Source organism: Nocardia sp. NPDC059691 (assembly GCF_042733915.1).
GTDB lineage: Bacteria > Actinomycetota > Actinomycetes > Mycobacteriales > Mycobacteriaceae > Nocardia > Nocardia sichangensis.
In genome coordinates, this window is sequence record NZ_JBHWFB010000024.1 from 26,564 (window position 1) to 42,952 (window position 16,389).

Sequence of the window (16,389 nt, forward strand, 5' to 3'; positions counted from 1 at the left end):
AGCCTGAGCGGCGCTGAACCGGCCGCGGTTCGCGGGCGGGCCGGGCGTCGGATCGCGTGCGCCCGGACGATTGGGCCCGCCCCGTTCGCGTCGGCAATGAGTCGGTGCGGTCGAAGTCTCGCGGTCAGGAAGGCTTCTTCCGACCGGTGTAGGGATTCGCCGGATTCGACGCGACGAACTGTGACCAGGTCTGCGTGCCGTCGGGATGATCCGGGCATGTGTTCAGGCCGGCCCGGAACGTGCTCCCGACTCGTCCCGGAACGGGGAGCGGGACGATACGCCGGGGCCGATGTCGGACACCCTGCCAAACCCGCGCCAACTGTGCCATCGTCAGCACCTCCGGACCGCCGAAGTCGGGTGCCCGGCCGAGCGGCTCGCCCACGGCCAACTCGGCCACCCGCCGCGCCACGTCGGCGGCGGCGACCGGCTGGAAACGAAAGGTCGTGGGCAACGGCGCCACCGGCCATTTCTCGACGGTCCGCAACACTGCCGCGATCAGCTCGTGAAACTGCGTCGCCCGCAGGATCGTATGCGGGACGCCGCTGTCGACGACGGCTTGCTCGCAGGCCAGCTTGTTGCGGTAGTACCGGAACGGGATCCGGTCGATCCCGACGATCGACACGTAGAGCAGGTGCCGAACCTCCCGTGCATGCCGCAGCAGGTTCTCGGTTTGCTCGAGGTCCGCGCCACCCGCGCGACGAAAATCCGAAGCCGCGTGCACGATCACTTCGGTTCCCGCCACCGCCTCCGCCACGCCGACACCGGTTCGCAGGTCGCCGACGTGCGTGCCCGCGCCAGGGCGACGGGACAGTACCCGTACGTCATGGCCCGCTTCACGCAATCGATCGACCACTTGCCTGCCCAGCGCGCCGGTTCCGCCCGTGACGAGAATCTTGGTCATGGACCACTTCTACCGCCGATGTCCGCGGGAACGCGCGAGGCCGTCGTCACACGGTGCGTCGCCCAGGACGTTCGCGGCATGACGTGGTGACCGAACGCCGAATCGCCTGTCCTCGTCTCATATCGGCGAAAATGATTGCAGGACTGATCTTCTGGTATCGAGCTCCGAACGCTGACGCGGTGGTTGAATCGATGTCGAGGCGAGTGCAGGAGCCGCTACGATCGGGAGAGGGGACCTGATGTCGGTGGGAGGCATGGCTCGTGGCGGCGCGAACGCGGTAGGACGCGAGGAGCGGTTGTGCGTGCGGCGCTGAGGCGCCGCACCACCCGTGCGGACACCGGATACGGCGCTTTCCTGTCCTATAGCGGCGAGCGGGACCGTGCGGTGCTTCCGCTGGTCCAGAACGCGATCGAAAAGCTGCCACGACCCTGGTACCGCTTCCCGCGAACGCGCATCTTCCTCGACTACAGCGGTGTCCCGATCGGTGCCGAACTGTGGGGCAAGATCGTCGCGGGCCTGTCGCGTTCGGAGTGGCTCGTCGTGGTGGCTTCACCCGAGGCTGCCGGCTCCAAATGGGTGGACCGCGAAATCGAGTGGTGGCTGGCGAATCGGTCTCCCGAGACGATATTGCTGGTCCTCAGTGCCGGGTCCCTGTTCTGGGACGAAGAAGCCGGGGATTGGGACCGGGCGCGCTCCACCGCGCTACCGCCACGCCTGTTCGGTGTTTTCGCGTCCGAACCCGTATACAAAACGCTCAAATGGCGTGCGGACGCGAACGGAGTCCCGCGTCCGGACATCGACGCCATCGCGGTCGGGATCGCCGCGGTGATTCGCGGCGTCTCCGAGGCCGACGTCAAATCCGAGGGTTACCAGCAGACCAAACGGAACTTGCGCTGGGCGAGAACCGCCATCGGCGCGTTGGTCATCTTGCTCGTCGTGGCGCTGATCGCGGCGGTCGTGGCCCGGGTGCAGAGCAATCGCGCCGAGGAGCAGGCCAGGATCGCCACGGCGCGGCTCATGGCCTCCGTCGCCGACACCAAGATGGCCACGGATGTCCGCGCGGCCCTGCTGCTGGCCGTGGCGGCGTACCGTCTCGACCCGAGTCCACGTCACCGAGCCGCCCTGCTGCGCGCGAATCTGGCCAGTCCGAAAGTCGCTCGTTACGTTGCGGCGCCTGCGGAGGTCACGGCCTTGCAGAGCAGTGCCGACGGTCGAACCGTCGTTGCCGGGCTCGCCGATGGACAAGTCGTGACATGGGCGCCGGGAGGCTCGGTGACGACCTCGGTCGCGCGTTTGCCCGGCGAGATCCGCTCGCTGGCCGTCGCCGCGGACGGCCGGACGGTTCTCGCCACGGATGGCGCCTCGATCACACTGTGGGGCAGCAACTCCGGTCGGCCGGACTTCGGCGTGCCCGGCGCGAGCGAAGTCGATGTCGTCGCCGTATCCGCGTCCGGGAAGTTCGGTGCGGTCCATCGCAAGGAGACCGAGGCGGCGGAAGGCACCCCGGGGACGGTCGACATCATCGACAATGCCGCTGGACGGGTTCTCTCGTCACATCCGATCGACCGAGCGGTGACGAGTATGGTGTTCACCGACGACACGGCGTTGCGTCTGCTCGAAACCGGCGGCAAGGTGCGGCAGATCTCGCTTCGCGGCGGCGCCGACCGAGATCTTTCACCTTTCGACACCGACAACGCCTGCGGCGACGGCCAAGACGTCGGGGAATTGTCGCCCGACGGGTCCTCGTTCGCCTGCGCCGTCTTGCCCGGTATTCCGGCGCCGGTTTTCCGGCTGCGTCCGACTCCGAGCGCTGTGCGCCCAGAGCCCGGATATGTGGGCGTCGCGATGCCGAGGCGATCGGCTCCCGCCGTGCTCAGCCGCTCGGCGCGGATAGCGGCGGTGCCCAGTGCCGACGCCGGGTTCTATGTCGGGCCCGTCACCGGCGAGCCGAGGCCTCCGGAACCGCCACCGCTGATCACCGGTACCGCCGTCGATTTCGACCGGAAGCTACTGCGTTTCCTCGGGACCTCCGAAACGCAGCTGGTTTCGGCGTCCGGGCGACTGATCACCCTGTGGGATCTCGCGCAGCGCGACCGGCTGGCGAAATCTTTAGCGGTGCCGATCGTCAAAGGATGCAATTCTTGTGAACCAAGCTTGTCGCTGTCCCCGGACGGGCGCACCGCAGTGATCACCGGTCAGGACAAAGATCCGGGAGAATCGGCGCTCAACAGTGACGTGGTGATCATCCAACAGCTCGGGCCGAACCCCTCCCGGCAGCTCTCCATACCGGGACTATCCGGGAAACTCGCCTGGCGCGCGGATGGCACGATGCTGGCAATCGCCGCGAATCCGGCATCCGGCTACGAGCGACGTGTATTCCCGCCCAAACCCCACGTGGAGACTCCGTTCGAGGTGACGGTCCTGTCCTCGCCACCACCGCAGATCAGCGTCGAGGCGGCCGGTGTGTCGTCCGTATCACCCACCGCTGTTTCTCTCGACAGCAGGGGGCGGGCGTATCTGCATGATCTGGCCACCGGCGGCATCAACTCGGAATTCATCCCGCTGGGCGGCGCGGTCGACACAGACCATGTCGTCGAAGCGGGAATCGACGCGGCCGGAGAGTTCCTGGTCATGCGCGATGCCGAGCACATATCGGTCTATGACTTGGCGCGAGAGCAAAACGCGCACGACATCGACGGCAAGGACGCGCAGTCGGTGTTGTTCGCCGGACGGCATCTGCTGATCCGCCGGAAAGACAGCATAGAGATCTGGGATCGGACCGGCTCGCATCGAGAGCGGACGATCCCGTTCCGCAGTACTCGGAACTCGGCCGCGCAGCTCGCCGCCGCTGCGGACGCGAACGTGGTCGTCGCGAAAGACGAGGCAGGCTATCTGACTGTCTTCGCCGCCGACGGCACGAATCTGGGCGAACTCGAGCCTGATTCCGTCTGGCACGTCCCATCCGCCGTCGCCGTGTCCGCTGATGGACGGTATCTCGTGACGGTGAATCCCGGTCCCGCGTTCTCCGGCGGCGTCGATGGGACGCTGATCGAACGGGACATCTCACCGGACGGCCTGATCCGGGCTGCTTGTGCGCATGCTGGTCCGGATCTCACCGGCGCCGAATGGAACGCCTTGATGGGAGTTGCGCGTCCCGCGCAAGCCCGCTGCCCGTAGGGCGCGTTCGACTGCCGCCGGCGTTTCGCTCGGTCGGCGTGACGGCTCCTTCATGGGCTGGTCGGTCTTCCGGCGCCGACCGCCCTGTCCGTGAAGTCCGGGTGTGCCGGCGACCGGGTGAACGACGCCCGATAGCTGCTCGGTGGCACTCCGACGTGCCGGATCATGTGCTGGCGCAGCGACTCCGCCGAGCCGATGCCGCTGTGCCTGGCCACCTGGTCCATCGGCAGCGTGGTGGATTCCAGTAGCTCCCTGGCGCGTTGCAGGCGCTGGTGCAGCAGCCATTTCTGCGGGCTGAGGCCGGTCTCCTCATGGAAGCGGCGGGTGAGCGTGCGCACGCTGGTGCGGGCGTGGGCGGCCAGGTCGTCCAGCGACAACGGTAGGTCCAGGCGTCGCAGCGCCCAGGCGCGGGTGTCGGCGAGCGTCACGCCGTTCTCGGCGGGCAAGGGCGCGTCCACGAACTGGGCTTGGCCGCCAGGCCGCACCGGGGTGACGACGGCCGTGCGCGCGGCTGCGTTCGCGACGGTCGCGCCGTAGTCGGCGCGGATCAGATGCAGGCACAGGTCGATTCCGGCCGCCGCGCCCGCGGCCGTGGTGATCGGGCCGTCTTCGATGAACAGCGCGTCACTGCGGACCGACACGTCCGGGTGGTTCGCCGCCAGTTCGTCGGCGAGAGCCCAGTGGGTGGTGGCGGTGCGGCCGGACAGCAGGCCCGCTTGCGCCAGAACGAAGGCGCCGCTGCAGATCGAGGTGACGCGCTTGCCCGCGGCCACCGCGCTACGCAGGGCGGTGAGCGTGGCGGCGTCCGCGTCGGCGCGGCTTCCGGTGCTCGGCACGATGACGATGTCCGCCTCCTCGATCGCCGCCAAGCCCCGGGAGACGACCACGTCGAATCCACCCAGCCCTGCGGGCAGCACGCCGGGCACGGCGGTGCACACCACGATGCGGTAGCCGGGCTCACCGTCGACCATCGCCGCGCCCAGCACCGTTTCGGGCATGGCCAGGTCGAAAGCTTTCACCGGAGGAACCGCGACGACGGCGACAGTCTGCATGGCCTGATCCTTGGGATAGTTGGCAATCCAGCCAGTAGCTTACCCGTCGCCGCACCGGCAGGCTGAGTAGCGCACGACCGGCGAACGGAACCCCGAATGCCGCAGGTCGTGTGGAAACACTTGTCGCAGAGAGGAATACGCATGCCTTCGCATGTCATCGTCGGACGTGGCGCCACCGCTTCGGCCACCGCGGCGCTACTGGCCGGGTCCGGCGACCGGGTACGCATGGTCAGCCGCAGCGGCGCGGGGCCCGAGCACCCCAACATCGAACGAATCGCCCTCGACGCCTCGGACGCGGACGCGCTGACCGCTGTCGCCGAAGGCGCCGAAACTCTGTTCAACATGGCCATGCCCGCGTATCACACCTGGCCGGAGACCATCCCGCCGCTGTTCGGGTCCGTTCGCTCCGCCGCCGAGCGGACCGGTGCGAATTACGTGATGCTCGGCAACCTGTACGGCTACGGTCCGGCCGACGGGCCGGTCACCGAACAGTCACCGCTGGCGGCCACCGGGCCGAAAGGGCGGGTTCGCGCCCGCATGTGGCGGGAAGCGGAAGAGGCGCACCTGGCGGGCCGAGTGCGCGTCACCGAGGTCAGGGCGTCCCAATTCATCGGTCCCGGCGCGATCTCGGTGTTCTCGCTCCTCGCACAGCCGAAGATCTCGGCGGGGCAGTTGGCGCTGCTGCCGCAGGAACTCGACCTGCCGCACGCCTACACCGCGGTCGGCGACGCGGCGGCGGCAGCGGTCGCCGTCGCCCGCGACGAGCGCGCGTGGGGCAGGCCGTGGCATGCGCCGAGCATCACCGCGACCGCGCGGGAGCTCGCCGGACGATTCGCCGCGGCGGCCGGCGCGCCCGAGCCGCGGCTGGCGGTCATGAGCGATCGCGAACTGACGCTGCTCGGCCTCACCGACCCGTTCTGGCCGGAGTTGTTCGAGACCTACCACATGTCGCACGCGGCCTTCACGGTCGACGACTCGGCCATTCGCGACACCTTCGGCCTGAAGGCATCCGACCCCGACGAGGTGTTCGCGCAGGTGGTGCACGCGGCTCGAGCGTGATCCGGGACCACGACGTGCTGGGACCGCATATCGTGGCGGCGCGGTGAGGACCCGCGCGCCGGCGCTCGCGCGGACATCGGTCAGGAAGGCGTCGCCTTCCCCGCGAACTGCTGTCGTCGCAGGACAGTTCTGGCCAGTTCGGCCGGGGTGCCCGTGCTGGGGTCGACGATCGTGTCGTAGGCGGCGCCGTGGTCGTGCACCGCGTGAAAATGGCCGCGCGCCGAGCCCGGCTCGCTACGGATTCCAGGGGTCGAGGCCACCGTCGGGATCCAGGTGATCGAGGTTGGCGACGCGCCTGGCCGATCGCATCAGGGCTTCGCGGTTGATGTCGTTCGGGTTCGCGTAGTACTCCCTGGCCGCTTCCTGGTGCATGGTCGCGACTCGGTGGCCGATCGCCCAACGGGTGTCACGGCCCGCGCCGTCCCACTCGTCCGGGGTGATCGCCGCTCGCAGCGCCCGGTCCGAATGCCAATTCTGCTCGACCCGCTGCACGAACGCCTGATCGATGTTCGCGTTGGGGGCGGGCGCGTTGCTGTGCCGGACGAAGCTGTCCGCGGCGATCACCGCCTGGGCGGCGAAGGCATCGTGCGCTTCGTGGCCGACGTGGTTGTCCACCGCCCACGCCGCCGCGATCGCCTTCTGCAACGGCGCGAAGCTGTACGGGTTCTGCGATGCCGTCGACTCCTGGACGGAGTATGCCGTCAGCGCATTGGTGACCCGCTCGTGGCTCGCGCCGGAGGAGAGCAGGACAGCATGGATGCGCGAATCGGGAACCTTGTTGTCGCGCAATACTTTCAAGGCCCGCGACACGCCGATTTGGGTGTGTATGCCCCCGACCTGCTCGGCCGCGTCGACCGCCACACCACGCCAGTTGGTGCGGGACAGCTGATGCTCGACGTACCCCGCTTCGCGGCTGGCCAGGATCCTTCTGGTGGAGCGTTCGATCGTCCGTCGGGTGCTGGAGAGCGGATTGAACGGATTGACCCGCCCGCCCGCCAGCCAGGCCGTCACCGGCGAGGAGTTGATGGTGTTGAGCGTGGAGAGTGGGGTCACCCATCCCATACCGGGCGCGGACTTCCCACCGCCACCGCCGCCCATGCCGAGGGCGGTGCCGCCGCTGCTCCCGGACTTGCTCCCGCTGCCCTGCATCGCGAGCGCGAATCGGTTGGCGATCCAGTCGTTGCCCCGGCTGAAACCGCTGCTGAGGCGTTTGAGCTGGAGGACTGCGACGATCTCGACGGTGCCCGCGATGATGATCACCGCCATGACCTGTCCGCGCGCCTGCGCGAACAGATTGCCCATGAACAAGACGTAGACCCCGAGGAAGATGGTGTACGCCGTCATTCGTGCCGCCGCGACGAAACTGTCGACGACATTGCGCACCAGGAATGTCTGCGTCGGGCCGTATACGAATCCGCCCGCCGCGAAGCCGAATATCGACATGAACCCGTGATAGATCGTGTCCAGCGCGGCCTTGATGACCTTCATACCGAGGTACATCGCGAAGGCCAGCAGGATACCGCCGCAGACCAGCAGCATCAGACCCGTCGCGACCTGCCCCATGGAGGGATTCTCGGCCTTCGCGCGCGCGGCGCTGTCTCCACAGGACTTCAGGCCGCTGATCACCCGGGAGTCGTCACCCGCCGCCACCCCCGACGACCACGCCGATCGGCAGGCGGGCCGCTGGTCCACCGTGTGCCCGAAATTCCACACCTGTAGCGGCTTCCGGGCGAAATTGTCGGCCAGATCGCTCTGCATCGTCGCCACCAACTGGGTCGGATTCGGGTCGGCGTTCCCGTTCAGACCGGCGGCCACCGAGATCCCGAGATCGCGGCCCTGGGCGAGCAACCCGTGCGAGGACAGCACATCCGCGAGAGGCTCGGCGAGGAACAACGGGCCCAGCAGCGCGACGCCCACCATCGTCACCACCTGCACGGTGGCCTTCGCGTGGTAGCCGCGCGCGATGAACCACGCCACGCAGACCGCGCCGATGGTCGCCGCGGTGACCAGCATGATCGGGGTCGCGATCTGACCGGTGAGCGCGTCGGCCACGCCGTGCAACGCCGCACTGAACATGTCCAGCCACCGGAAGCTCAACGCGTAACCGATCAACCAGATCGCCGTCGTCACGATGGCGATGTAGCCGATGAACTCCAAGCCCAGCACGGCCCACAGAATGGTGGCGCGCGGCTTGAACAGGCTCTCGTCGCCGGTCGCGAATCGGTAGTCCGACAGCGGGATGCCAGACGAGTCATGGATGTTCATCCAGCTGAGCCCGTCGATGCCGGAGGTTCCGGAACTGCTGCCCGCCGCGTCTTGGGCGACGGCCAGCGCACCGAGGAAACCCGGGAACACGAAGAGCGCGAAGAGAGTGAGGGTGGTCCAGATCGCCCGCCGCCGCCAAACGCCCGGCCGAGAACCCGGCCACCAGTTCGGCGCACCGGCGAGCAACGCGGTCACGGCTGTGGGAAACTCGCGGGGGACTCCGATCGAATGCCGCTCGGTCGAACTGAGGCGGACAGTGCGTGATCGCACCGCCTGGGGGCAGATGTGCACGAAAGAGTCCTTCGTCCCGTCTCTGGGTGCGCAGTCGACTGCGAATTCCGAAACGGGTTGCACGCGAACGTCGATGGCATCTCGCCCCCGTCTCACGTCCTGTATTACAGACAGGGACGGAAACATCCGCCTGAACGTCCAATGACATCCAGGCGGCTCGGGAGTGTACGTACGCACCTCGGCCGTCTACTTACAAAGCGCGCCAAATCGGCTGGTATACAGAGTGTTTCAGCGCAACCAACTGACTTCGGCGCAAGCCACGTCATCGGTGTACGCGATATTCGCCCCGGACGGCGACCAGGGGAGGACACGCGGTCGTCGATCGCCCGACTTGTCGTACACCAGGTGAACAATGCCGTCATGGCATACGACGAGGAGCTGGCCGAGCGAATCCGGGAACTGATCGCACCCGGCCCCGAACTCACCGAGCGGAAGATGTTCGGCGGCCTGGCCTTCTTGATCGGCGGCAATATGGCGGTGGCCGCCAGCAGGCAGGGCGGTCTGCTGGTGCGGGTCGATCCCGACGAGGGCGAGCGGCTCCTCGGTGACACGGTGGAGCCAATGGTCATGGGCGGGCGCGAAATGGTCGGCTGGCTGCGGGTCACCGCCGTCGACGACGACGAAGTACTGCGGGAATGGGTCGAGCGCGGCGTCGCCTACGCCCGGACCCTCCCACCCAAAACGAAGAAGTAGCCCCGCTCAGGCCCTGACCTGCCGCCGGAACAGCACACGGTCGAATTCGCGTCCGTACTCGTCGACCGCGACCACGTCCATCTCGCTGGCGAACACGCCCGGCCGGACGTCGACGCGCAGGAACGAGTAATTCCGGAAGCGGACCCGCGACCACGGCGCGGCTTCGTCCTGCTTACCGCCGCCCGGGGTCCACACGTAACTGTTGGGCACCGAGGTGTCGGCCAGCTCGCTGCCGCGGAAGGTTTCCCGCGACCCGGGCTGGAATTCGTAGCGCGGGCGTCCGCCGCCGCCCACGGTGTAGTAGACGGTGCCGTCGGTCTCCGGGTAGACGATCGAGTTGTCGCCCGCGACCTTCGTCGCCTGCCCGCCACGCAGCGGATCGGTGCGCTCGTAGACGTGATTGTGACCCTGCAACACCAGGTCGACTTGGTAGCGGTCGAAAAGACCGACCCACGCGTCACGCACACCGCCGTCGCTGGCGTGCGATTCGGTGGTCGAATACGCGCAGTGGTGGAAGAAGCAGACGATGAAATCGATGTCGGGGTCGGCACGGTGGGCGGCCAGGGTGCGTTCCACCCAACTCGTCTGTGCCCCGCCGGAGTAGCCGCTGTTCGCCCGGATCTCGTAGGTGACGTCGTTGGCGTCCAGCGAGAGCACCGCGACATTGCCGTAGGTGAACGTGTACGCCGACGGGCAGCCCGCCGGACCGTTGCCGGGAAAGTCCAGGCGCGCCAGATGCCCGCCGTAGCCGTGGTCGCCGTAGGTCGCCTCCATGTCGTGGTTGCCGGTGGCGAACATCCACGGTGTCTGGGCGGCGCTGGGCTCGATGGCGTTGAAGTAGACGTCCCAGACGTAGGGGTTGTACTTGTCGAAACCGCTCGCCTGCTGCGCTCCGTGCGCTGCGAACTGCCCCGGCTTGCCCGCGCCGGACGGGTCGGCGTAGGCGATGTCGCCTGCGAGGATGTGGAAGTCCGGCCGGGCGGCGGCGATCTGGCGCAGCACGTTGCTCGCGTGCGGCGCGGCCGGATCGTTGTCGGCCTTGTAGTACTTGTCGTCGTAGTCGCCGGGAGCGACGCCCTCCGGCAGCGCGGGCGTTTCGTCGGTGCCCTGGTCGCCCATCATGGTGAACCGGAACGGAAGGACCGCGGGGCGTGCGCTGGGCATCGCGGGTGCGGCGGCGCGGATGTCGCCGACGAATCCGTCGGAGGTCCGCCAGCGGTAGAAGTGCGGCACCCGTCCGGGCAGGCCGTCCACCGGTGCGTGGACGTAGAACTGTTCGGCCGCGAGCACGCCGCCGTCGGCGGTGGGCAGCTGGGTGAGCAGGTTGCGCACCTCGGCTTGGACCGTCGCGCCCAGCGCCGGTGTCGGTCCGTGGTCGAGATACACCGTGGCGCCCGCCGGACGCCGCGAGAGCTGCGCCGCGAAACGCAACTGGCTGGCCGCGTCCGGCCCGAAGGCGACGCGCCGTCCACCCACCGCGAGCTGGGCCTCGTCGGCATAAGCGCGCCTGCCGAACGGCGTCGTGCCGACCGCGGCCACCGCTGCCGCCGCGGCGGCGCCGCGTAGTACGTTGCGCCGCGACACCGGGCGACGGCGCAGGTAGGCGCGGTGCCATTCGTGCTGCTCGGGCATGGTCATGTGGGCAGCGAGATGGCCGGGAATTCCGGTGTCCGGAATGTCGCCTGCTGGATTCAGCGGTGTGGACGGCATACCGCAGATGCTGTACCGGCACGGCGCACGGAGCAACTCGACATCGCACCGCACGCGGGAATACCTCGTGAACAGTCGGTTTCGCCATTCGGGTTTGTTCCATTTGCCGGAAATGTGTGAAATACGTAATGCCCGAACGTATTTCACCGGCGACCCCCCTGGGTTTCGAGTCGGATGGTCGACGGCCAACGGGCCGCGCTTCTCGGCAGGGCCGCGGCCGACGCGTCTACGCCGACGGCCGATCCGTCGCGTCCGACGACTGTTCTGGATCCATGGAGACGTGCGCGCTGCGGGCGACCGCACGCAGTTGGACCGCGTCGTAGCCGTGCGATTCGAGCATCGACAGGACGGCGGCGATGATCTTCGCCGTGGAATCCCCTTCGTCTGTCCCGGCCACGTACGTACGGTAATCCAGGATCCGAGCGCGGACACTCGTCACCACGGCGGCGGGATGCCGATCAGCGAAGGGCGGCGACCGAGTGTTCCGGTGCGCCGCCGCCGTCGCTAAGCTGCCAGGATGACGCTCTTTCTCCGCGTCGCGGTGGCGCCCGTGGTGCTCGCCGGCGCGCTGGTGAGTGCGGCGCACGCCGAGGCGACGCCCGGTAGCGACATCACCGCCGTCACCCTCGGCCAGGCGCAGATTCCCGCCGGGCTGGTGCCATTCGTCGCGGGCACCGATCTGGTCGTTCGCGAGATCACCATCGGCCCCGGCGGCTCCACTGGTTGGCACTACCACCTCGGTCCGGTCTTCGGCTTCGTGCGGTCGGGCACGCTCACCCACCCCGGACCCGACTGCGACGCTCCGGTCTTCCGCACCGGCGAGTTCATCTACGAGCCCGCGGGCGAATGGAACGTGCACATCGGCCGGAACCTCGGCGCGGAGCCGCTCGTCCTCGACGTCGTCTACGCCCCGCCCACGGGCGAACCGCTGTTCGTCGACGCACCCGCCCCGGCCTGCGCGTAGGGCCGTTCGGTCGCATGGGCGGTGGTTGCCGAGCCCGATGGCGTCCGGATGTCGGCGGTCGCGGTCGGGCGATCCGGCAGCGCGGTCACCGTAACGGTATCGGCATCATGCAGGAATTCGACCGGTGTCGGTCCTAGGGTCACCGACCGGCGGGACGGGCCGGTGCCCCGAGTAGCCAGCGCCAACGTGGCAGTTCGGTGATTGCCGTGACGGCCGTCAACGTGGTGACGACGACGGCCGCCCAGGCCGGCCATGTGGCCCAGGATGCGAGTACGGCGGCGGCGAGTTGGAGGACGACGAGACCGATGGTGACTATGCCGGGGACCGGGATGAGGACCTGTCTTTTGTCGCCAGGGGTGGCGAAGAGGGTCGGCAGCCCGATGAGCAGGACCAATGCCGCGACCGCGAGCGCGACCGAGTGATCGGCCAGTGCCCATGGGGTGGCGATCCAGGCAATCAGTTCGGTGGTGAACCGCAGAATCGAGGCAATACGTCCCTGGCCGGTGAGGTTCGGCGAGGTGATGGGCCGAGTGGACATGACGGACAGCGTGTCATACCAGCTGGTCTGGAACGCTCGATGCTCCCAGTGGTGAGCAGACGGCGACGTCAGCTACGCCACACAGCAGTGAACTCATACCACGGGCCACCGAGGTGAGTTGCGGTGAAGTCGTCGAATCCAACCGGTGTGCCATGAGGTGAGTACGCCCACCCACATGCGCAAGCCGCACCCCCGGATCGTCGGCCGGAACGAAACCTTCGCGACAAACGCTAGCAAGTACGCCGACCGCTTCGCAGTGGCACGCGCTTCGAGTCATCGGGGTCGCGTATCCGTAAGCGGCGCTTGCCGTCTCGCGTCAGCGATTGGGCAGGCGGTGATGGGCGTAATCGCGGTGTCCGAGCCGGGTTCGACCGGTACGGCCACATCTAGATCGCACAGTCGGCGCAGGTAGATCAACTTGTCCTAGTCCCCGCAGCGATCCGGCGCAGCTTCTGGCTCGCGGTTCGCGCCGCCACGCCAGCTGCGGTATCCGCGGTGCGCGGCGAAAGTTCCGATGATCGCGGTGGCGCACCAGACCGCGATGGCGGTGTAGGCCAGCGGGGCCGACAGGTCGCCGATCGATGCGCCGAGAGCGGTGTAGACGAATGCCCGTGGAGCCGAGCCGATGAATGCGCCCACGGCCATCTGCCACAACGGGACTCCGAACGCTCCGAATACATACGACGCCAGCGCATCCGAGATGCCAGGGACGAAGCGCTGGCCGACGACGGCCCACAGGCCGCGCCGCTCGATCTGTGCGTCGATACGCTCGGCACGCTCCGGGCCGAGCAACCCGCGCGCGCTTTCGCGGCCCGCCCGCCGCCCGAGGAAGCTGGTGATGATCGCCGTGCCCACCGCCGAGCCAAGCGTCACGAACGTCCCGACCAGCGGCCCGAACAGCAGACCGCTCCCCGCGGCCAGCATCGGGCCGGGCACGAAGATCGCGCCGAGCACCGCCGAGGCCGCCAGATAGGCGAACGGGGCCGCGGGTCCGGTCGCGGCGATCGCGTCGCGCACGCGTTCGACGTCGATCACTCCCGCGACGGCGACCAGATAGAACATCCCGAACAGAAACCCGACGAACAGCGCCAGCCGCGCGATGTGCCGCCGCCGTCCGGTGCGAAAGAAGCCGTCGTTGTCCGTCATGCTGACCGCAATCCTGCCTCGAGCTGGCCGGACGTTCACGTCGAGGGTGCACAGTGCCCGCCGCCGGAGCACGGGACACAATCACGAAGCGGGGCTCTACGGTTTGAGCTATCGGCGGTGGCCGACCGGGGTGTGAATCCCGAATCTCCGCGCTTCTGTGGAAACCCGGTCGCGAACCGGCGGGGTCTGTACCCGGCTCCCTGTGCCTTGTCAGGTGTGCACCGTTCAGCTGTTGGGCGTGCGACTGGTGATCGAAGGAGCCGCCGTCGATTCAGGGTTCTAGGTACAGGCGCTCGTTCGGTAGGCGGCGTAGGCCGCTGGTGTCGGTGATCGCTACGGTTACCGCATCGGTGTAGCGGCGGGTCTGGTGTTCGTGGACGAACAGCAGGGCGGCGGTGAGGCAAGCGACGAAGTCGAAACGCATGCCGTGCAGGAATATCGACAGGCGGACGTCGGGTTCATCGGGCCGTGGGGATGTCACGGCTGCTCCGGTTCGCGGTCGCGGAAGTAGCGGAAGTCGTCACGGCTCACGATCACGGCGGTGACGAAGGTCGAGCAGGTGAGGTAGTCGCAGTCGCGATGCAGGTCTAGGGCTCGAAGTGCGTTCTTGCGGCTGGATACCGGCCAGTGTGGGTTGTCGTGGGCGAATCGGGTCCGCAGTGAATGCGGTCGGCCGTTGGCGTCGCTAGGGAAGAGCCGCACGAGACCGTCATCGGGCACGGGACACCACCCGGAATCCCCGATGGCGGTTCGGCATCTGATCCGCCCACGCTCGAATGGCTTCCAACACAACGCGTCCCGACGGCCGATATGGTCCGCGCGGCGGCACTATCCACTGGCGGATCGCGCCGGAAGAGGCGGTGGGCGAGGGGAGTGCGATCGTCGCTCCGGACCGAGCCACGCTCACGTCCAGCCGGAACAACTCCGCGAACAGCCGGTCGTCGTCCGGCAGATCCGCCACGATGAGGAACGTCCATCGGTCCGAACGTGGATGTGCGACAACGGGTCCGAGGATTTCGCCCCGGCTCTGCATATGGGCTTTCGTTGCTTGCCCCAAACGCGTGGGCATCGTCACCCCGCACACGTACCCGGCACGCAGGATGATCCGCCCCAACTCGGGCGGGTCGATCACAGCGGGTAGATCGCACTCGCGCCGGTAGTAGTAGCACCTGGATCGCGGTGTGTCCCCGAACGATTGCATCACCGTCTGCGCTCCCCTCAGATCTGTTGCTGGTCGTGCGCCCAGGTCGTGAGAGTCCTCCTTGGGCGGGGAGGAAGCACTCTCTGCAAGACGCGCGGCAAGCAGACAAGATGCGTCCGGTGCTGGGCAAAGGAATGTGGGAAGTCAAGAAAGACAGTTCATTTCCCAGCAGGTTGCCCGTCGAAGGTGTCACCATTTCCCGGACAGGGAACTCGGACGACCTCGGGAGGGAAGGCTTGTCAGAGGACGAGACCGGCAGCACGCTGCCGCGTCGCCAACTCGGCCGCCATCTGCGTGACGCGCGAGAAGCGCTCGGCATGACGTTGATCGAATCCGCGAAGCTCATGGAGTGGGGCAAGAGCACGCTGCAACGGCTGGAGAAGGGGCAGACGGAGAAGATCAGGACGCACGACATCCGGCTGCTATGCGAGCAGTATCAGCTAGGTGATGAGCGAACGCGGGACTTGCTGGCGCTGGCCGAGCAGACCGCGGTCAAGTCGTGGTGGCACGAGTACGGCTCACTGATCACGCCAGGGTTCGACGTATACATGGGGCTGGAGTCTTCGGCGCGACAGCTGACGTTCTTTCAGCCGTCCGTCGTGCCGGGATTGCTTCAGACCACTGACTACGCGATGGCGCTGGACAAAATCTACTTCCCGAACGAGCCAGCAGAAGAGATCGACAAACGAGTGCAGCTTCGGCTTCGTCGGCAGGGGTTCATCCTGCGCCGCAGGCGTCCCGCAGACATCGTGGTAATCCTGCATGAATCGGTGCTGCGAACTGTGATCGGCTCACGCAAGGTGATGGCCGCGCAGTTGCGACATCTTGCGGACCTCGGCACCCATCCGCACATCAAGATTTGCGTACTGCCGTTCTGGGCTGGCCTGCCGGTGGGGATGTCTACCGGTCCGTTCTTGATCCTCGATTTCGACGTGGATAAGAAGGGCAAACCCGACGAGCCGAGCGTCGTGTACGTCGAGAGCTTCACCGGCGGAATATTCCTGGAGCGTCTGGCCGACCTGAGCAGGTACCGTGAGGCCCACTGGGTGATCCAGCACGCCGCGCTGGATGTCCAACCCAGTCGAGATCTGTTGCGTGAGGTAGCGAAGGAGCACGAACGTGCACGTTGATCTGTCCGGAGCGAAGTGGTTCAAGAGCACTCATAGCAGCGGAGGACAAGAGTGCGTAGAGATTGCCCACTTGGCAGGCGGAATGGTCGGCGTCCGAGACTCCAAGAACCCGACCGGCCCGGCGTTGGTCTTCACGCCCGGCGAATGGGACGCCTTCACCGCTGGCGTCGTGGGCGGCACCTTCACCCACCCATAGGCCCGAGAAGTCGCGCGGCATCATTCCGGTGTCATCGGACAAGATCAACGGCACATGGCTGTGGCG

At 67.4% G+C, this 16,389-nt stretch carries 15 protein-coding genes; 6 read left to right on the plus strand and 9 right to left on the minus strand.

From position 1 onward, the window contains the following. Positions 1-124: 124 nt before the first annotated feature. Positions 125-901, minus strand: a complete 777-nt coding sequence (locus ACFV2O_RS35450) for an SDR family oxidoreductase (RefSeq protein ID WP_379256068.1) — start codon at positions 899-901, stop codon at positions 125-127. Between the two features lie 297 nt (positions 902-1,198). On the opposite strand from ACFV2O_RS35450, the gene ACFV2O_RS35455 reads away from it, so the two are divergent. Beyond that, positions 1,199-4,078: a hypothetical protein gene (locus ACFV2O_RS35455; RefSeq protein ID WP_379256070.1), complete on the plus strand. Its 2,880-nt coding sequence runs from the start codon at positions 1,199-1,201 to the stop codon at positions 4,076-4,078. Between the two features lie 50 nt (positions 4,079-4,128). Here ACFV2O_RS35455 and ACFV2O_RS35460 read toward each other — a convergent pair whose 3' ends face one another. Then, positions 4,129-5,130, minus strand: a complete 1,002-nt coding sequence (locus ACFV2O_RS35460; protein WP_379256071.1) for a GlxA family transcriptional regulator — start codon at positions 5,128-5,130, stop codon at positions 4,129-4,131. Between the two features lie 141 nt (positions 5,131-5,271). Between ACFV2O_RS35460 and ACFV2O_RS35465 the strand changes: the two genes are divergently transcribed. After that, positions 5,272-6,189, plus strand: a complete 918-nt coding sequence (locus ACFV2O_RS35465; protein WP_379256072.1) for an NAD-dependent epimerase — start codon at positions 5,272-5,274, stop codon at positions 6,187-6,189. 234 nt (positions 6,190-6,423) lie between these two features. Here ACFV2O_RS35465 and ACFV2O_RS35470 read toward each other — a convergent pair whose 3' ends face one another. Further along, complete coding sequence (locus ACFV2O_RS35470; protein WP_379256074.1) at positions 6,424-8,649, minus strand: hypothetical protein; 2,226 nt, start codon at positions 8,647-8,649, stop codon at positions 6,424-6,426. 456 nt (positions 8,650-9,105) lie between these two features. Here ACFV2O_RS35470 and ACFV2O_RS35475 point away from each other — a divergent pair, with 456 nt between their 5' ends. Further along, complete coding sequence (locus ACFV2O_RS35475; protein WP_355079783.1) at positions 9,106-9,438, plus strand: TfoX/Sxy family protein; 333 nt, start codon at positions 9,106-9,108, stop codon at positions 9,436-9,438. Positions 9,439-9,444: 6 nt separating this feature from the next. Here the strand turns inward: ACFV2O_RS35475 and ACFV2O_RS35480 are convergent, their stop codons facing one another. Both ACFV2O_RS35480 and ACFV2O_RS35485 read right to left on the minus strand, forming a co-directional pair. Further along, positions 9,445-11,148, minus strand: a complete 1,704-nt coding sequence (locus ACFV2O_RS35480; RefSeq protein ID WP_379256075.1) for a metallophosphoesterase — start codon at positions 11,146-11,148, stop codon at positions 9,445-9,447. A 226-nt stretch (positions 11,149-11,374) separates the two neighbouring features. Then, on the minus strand, positions 11,375-11,545 hold the full coding sequence (locus ACFV2O_RS35485; protein ID WP_379256077.1) for a hypothetical protein: 171 nt from the start codon (positions 11,543-11,545) through the stop codon (positions 11,375-11,377). Positions 11,546-11,665: 120 nt separating this feature from the next. Between ACFV2O_RS35485 and ACFV2O_RS35490 the strand changes: the two genes are divergently transcribed. Next, on the plus strand, positions 11,666-12,112 hold the full coding sequence (locus ACFV2O_RS35490; protein WP_379256079.1) for a cupin domain-containing protein: 447 nt from the start codon (positions 11,666-11,668) through the stop codon (positions 12,110-12,112). Positions 12,113-12,251: 139 nt separating this feature from the next. Here ACFV2O_RS35490 and ACFV2O_RS35495 read toward each other — a convergent pair whose 3' ends face one another. From ACFV2O_RS35495 to ACFV2O_RS35510, 4 genes are all read right to left on the minus strand, one after another. Continuing rightward, positions 12,252-12,650, minus strand: coding sequence for a hypothetical protein (locus ACFV2O_RS35495; protein WP_379256081.1), 399 nt, complete (start codon positions 12,648-12,650; stop codon positions 12,252-12,254). 423 nt (positions 12,651-13,073) lie between these two features. Further along, on the minus strand, positions 13,074-13,796 hold the full coding sequence (locus ACFV2O_RS35500) for a TVP38/TMEM64 family protein (protein ID WP_379256083.1): 723 nt from the start codon (positions 13,794-13,796) through the stop codon (positions 13,074-13,076). Positions 13,797-14,067: 271 nt separating this feature from the next. After that, positions 14,068-14,277 carry a hypothetical protein gene (locus ACFV2O_RS35505; protein ID WP_355079772.1) on the minus strand — a complete coding sequence of 70 codons (210 nt, stop codon included), beginning with the start codon at positions 14,275-14,277 and terminating at the stop codon, positions 14,068-14,070. After that, the gene (locus tag ACFV2O_RS35510; RefSeq protein WP_379256084.1) at positions 14,274-14,516 is read right to left on the minus strand and encodes a hypothetical protein; all 243 of its coding nucleotides are present in this window, start codon (positions 14,514-14,516) and stop codon (positions 14,274-14,276) included. The genes ACFV2O_RS35505 and ACFV2O_RS35510 overlap by 4 nt, the downstream gene beginning before the upstream one ends. A gap of 591 nt (positions 14,517-15,107) precedes the next feature. On the opposite strand from ACFV2O_RS35510, the gene ACFV2O_RS35515 reads away from it, so the two are divergent. After that, positions 15,108-16,127 carry a helix-turn-helix domain-containing protein gene (locus ACFV2O_RS35515; RefSeq protein WP_379256086.1) on the plus strand — a complete coding sequence of 340 codons (1,020 nt, stop codon included), beginning with the start codon at positions 15,108-15,110 and terminating at the stop codon, positions 16,125-16,127. After that, positions 16,117-16,323 carry a DUF397 domain-containing protein gene (locus tag ACFV2O_RS35520; RefSeq protein ID WP_379256088.1) on the plus strand — a complete coding sequence of 69 codons (207 nt, stop codon included), beginning with the start codon at positions 16,117-16,119 and terminating at the stop codon, positions 16,321-16,323. The genes ACFV2O_RS35515 and ACFV2O_RS35520 overlap by 11 nt, the downstream gene beginning before the upstream one ends. The last annotated feature ends 66 nt before the right edge of the window (positions 16,324-16,389 follow it).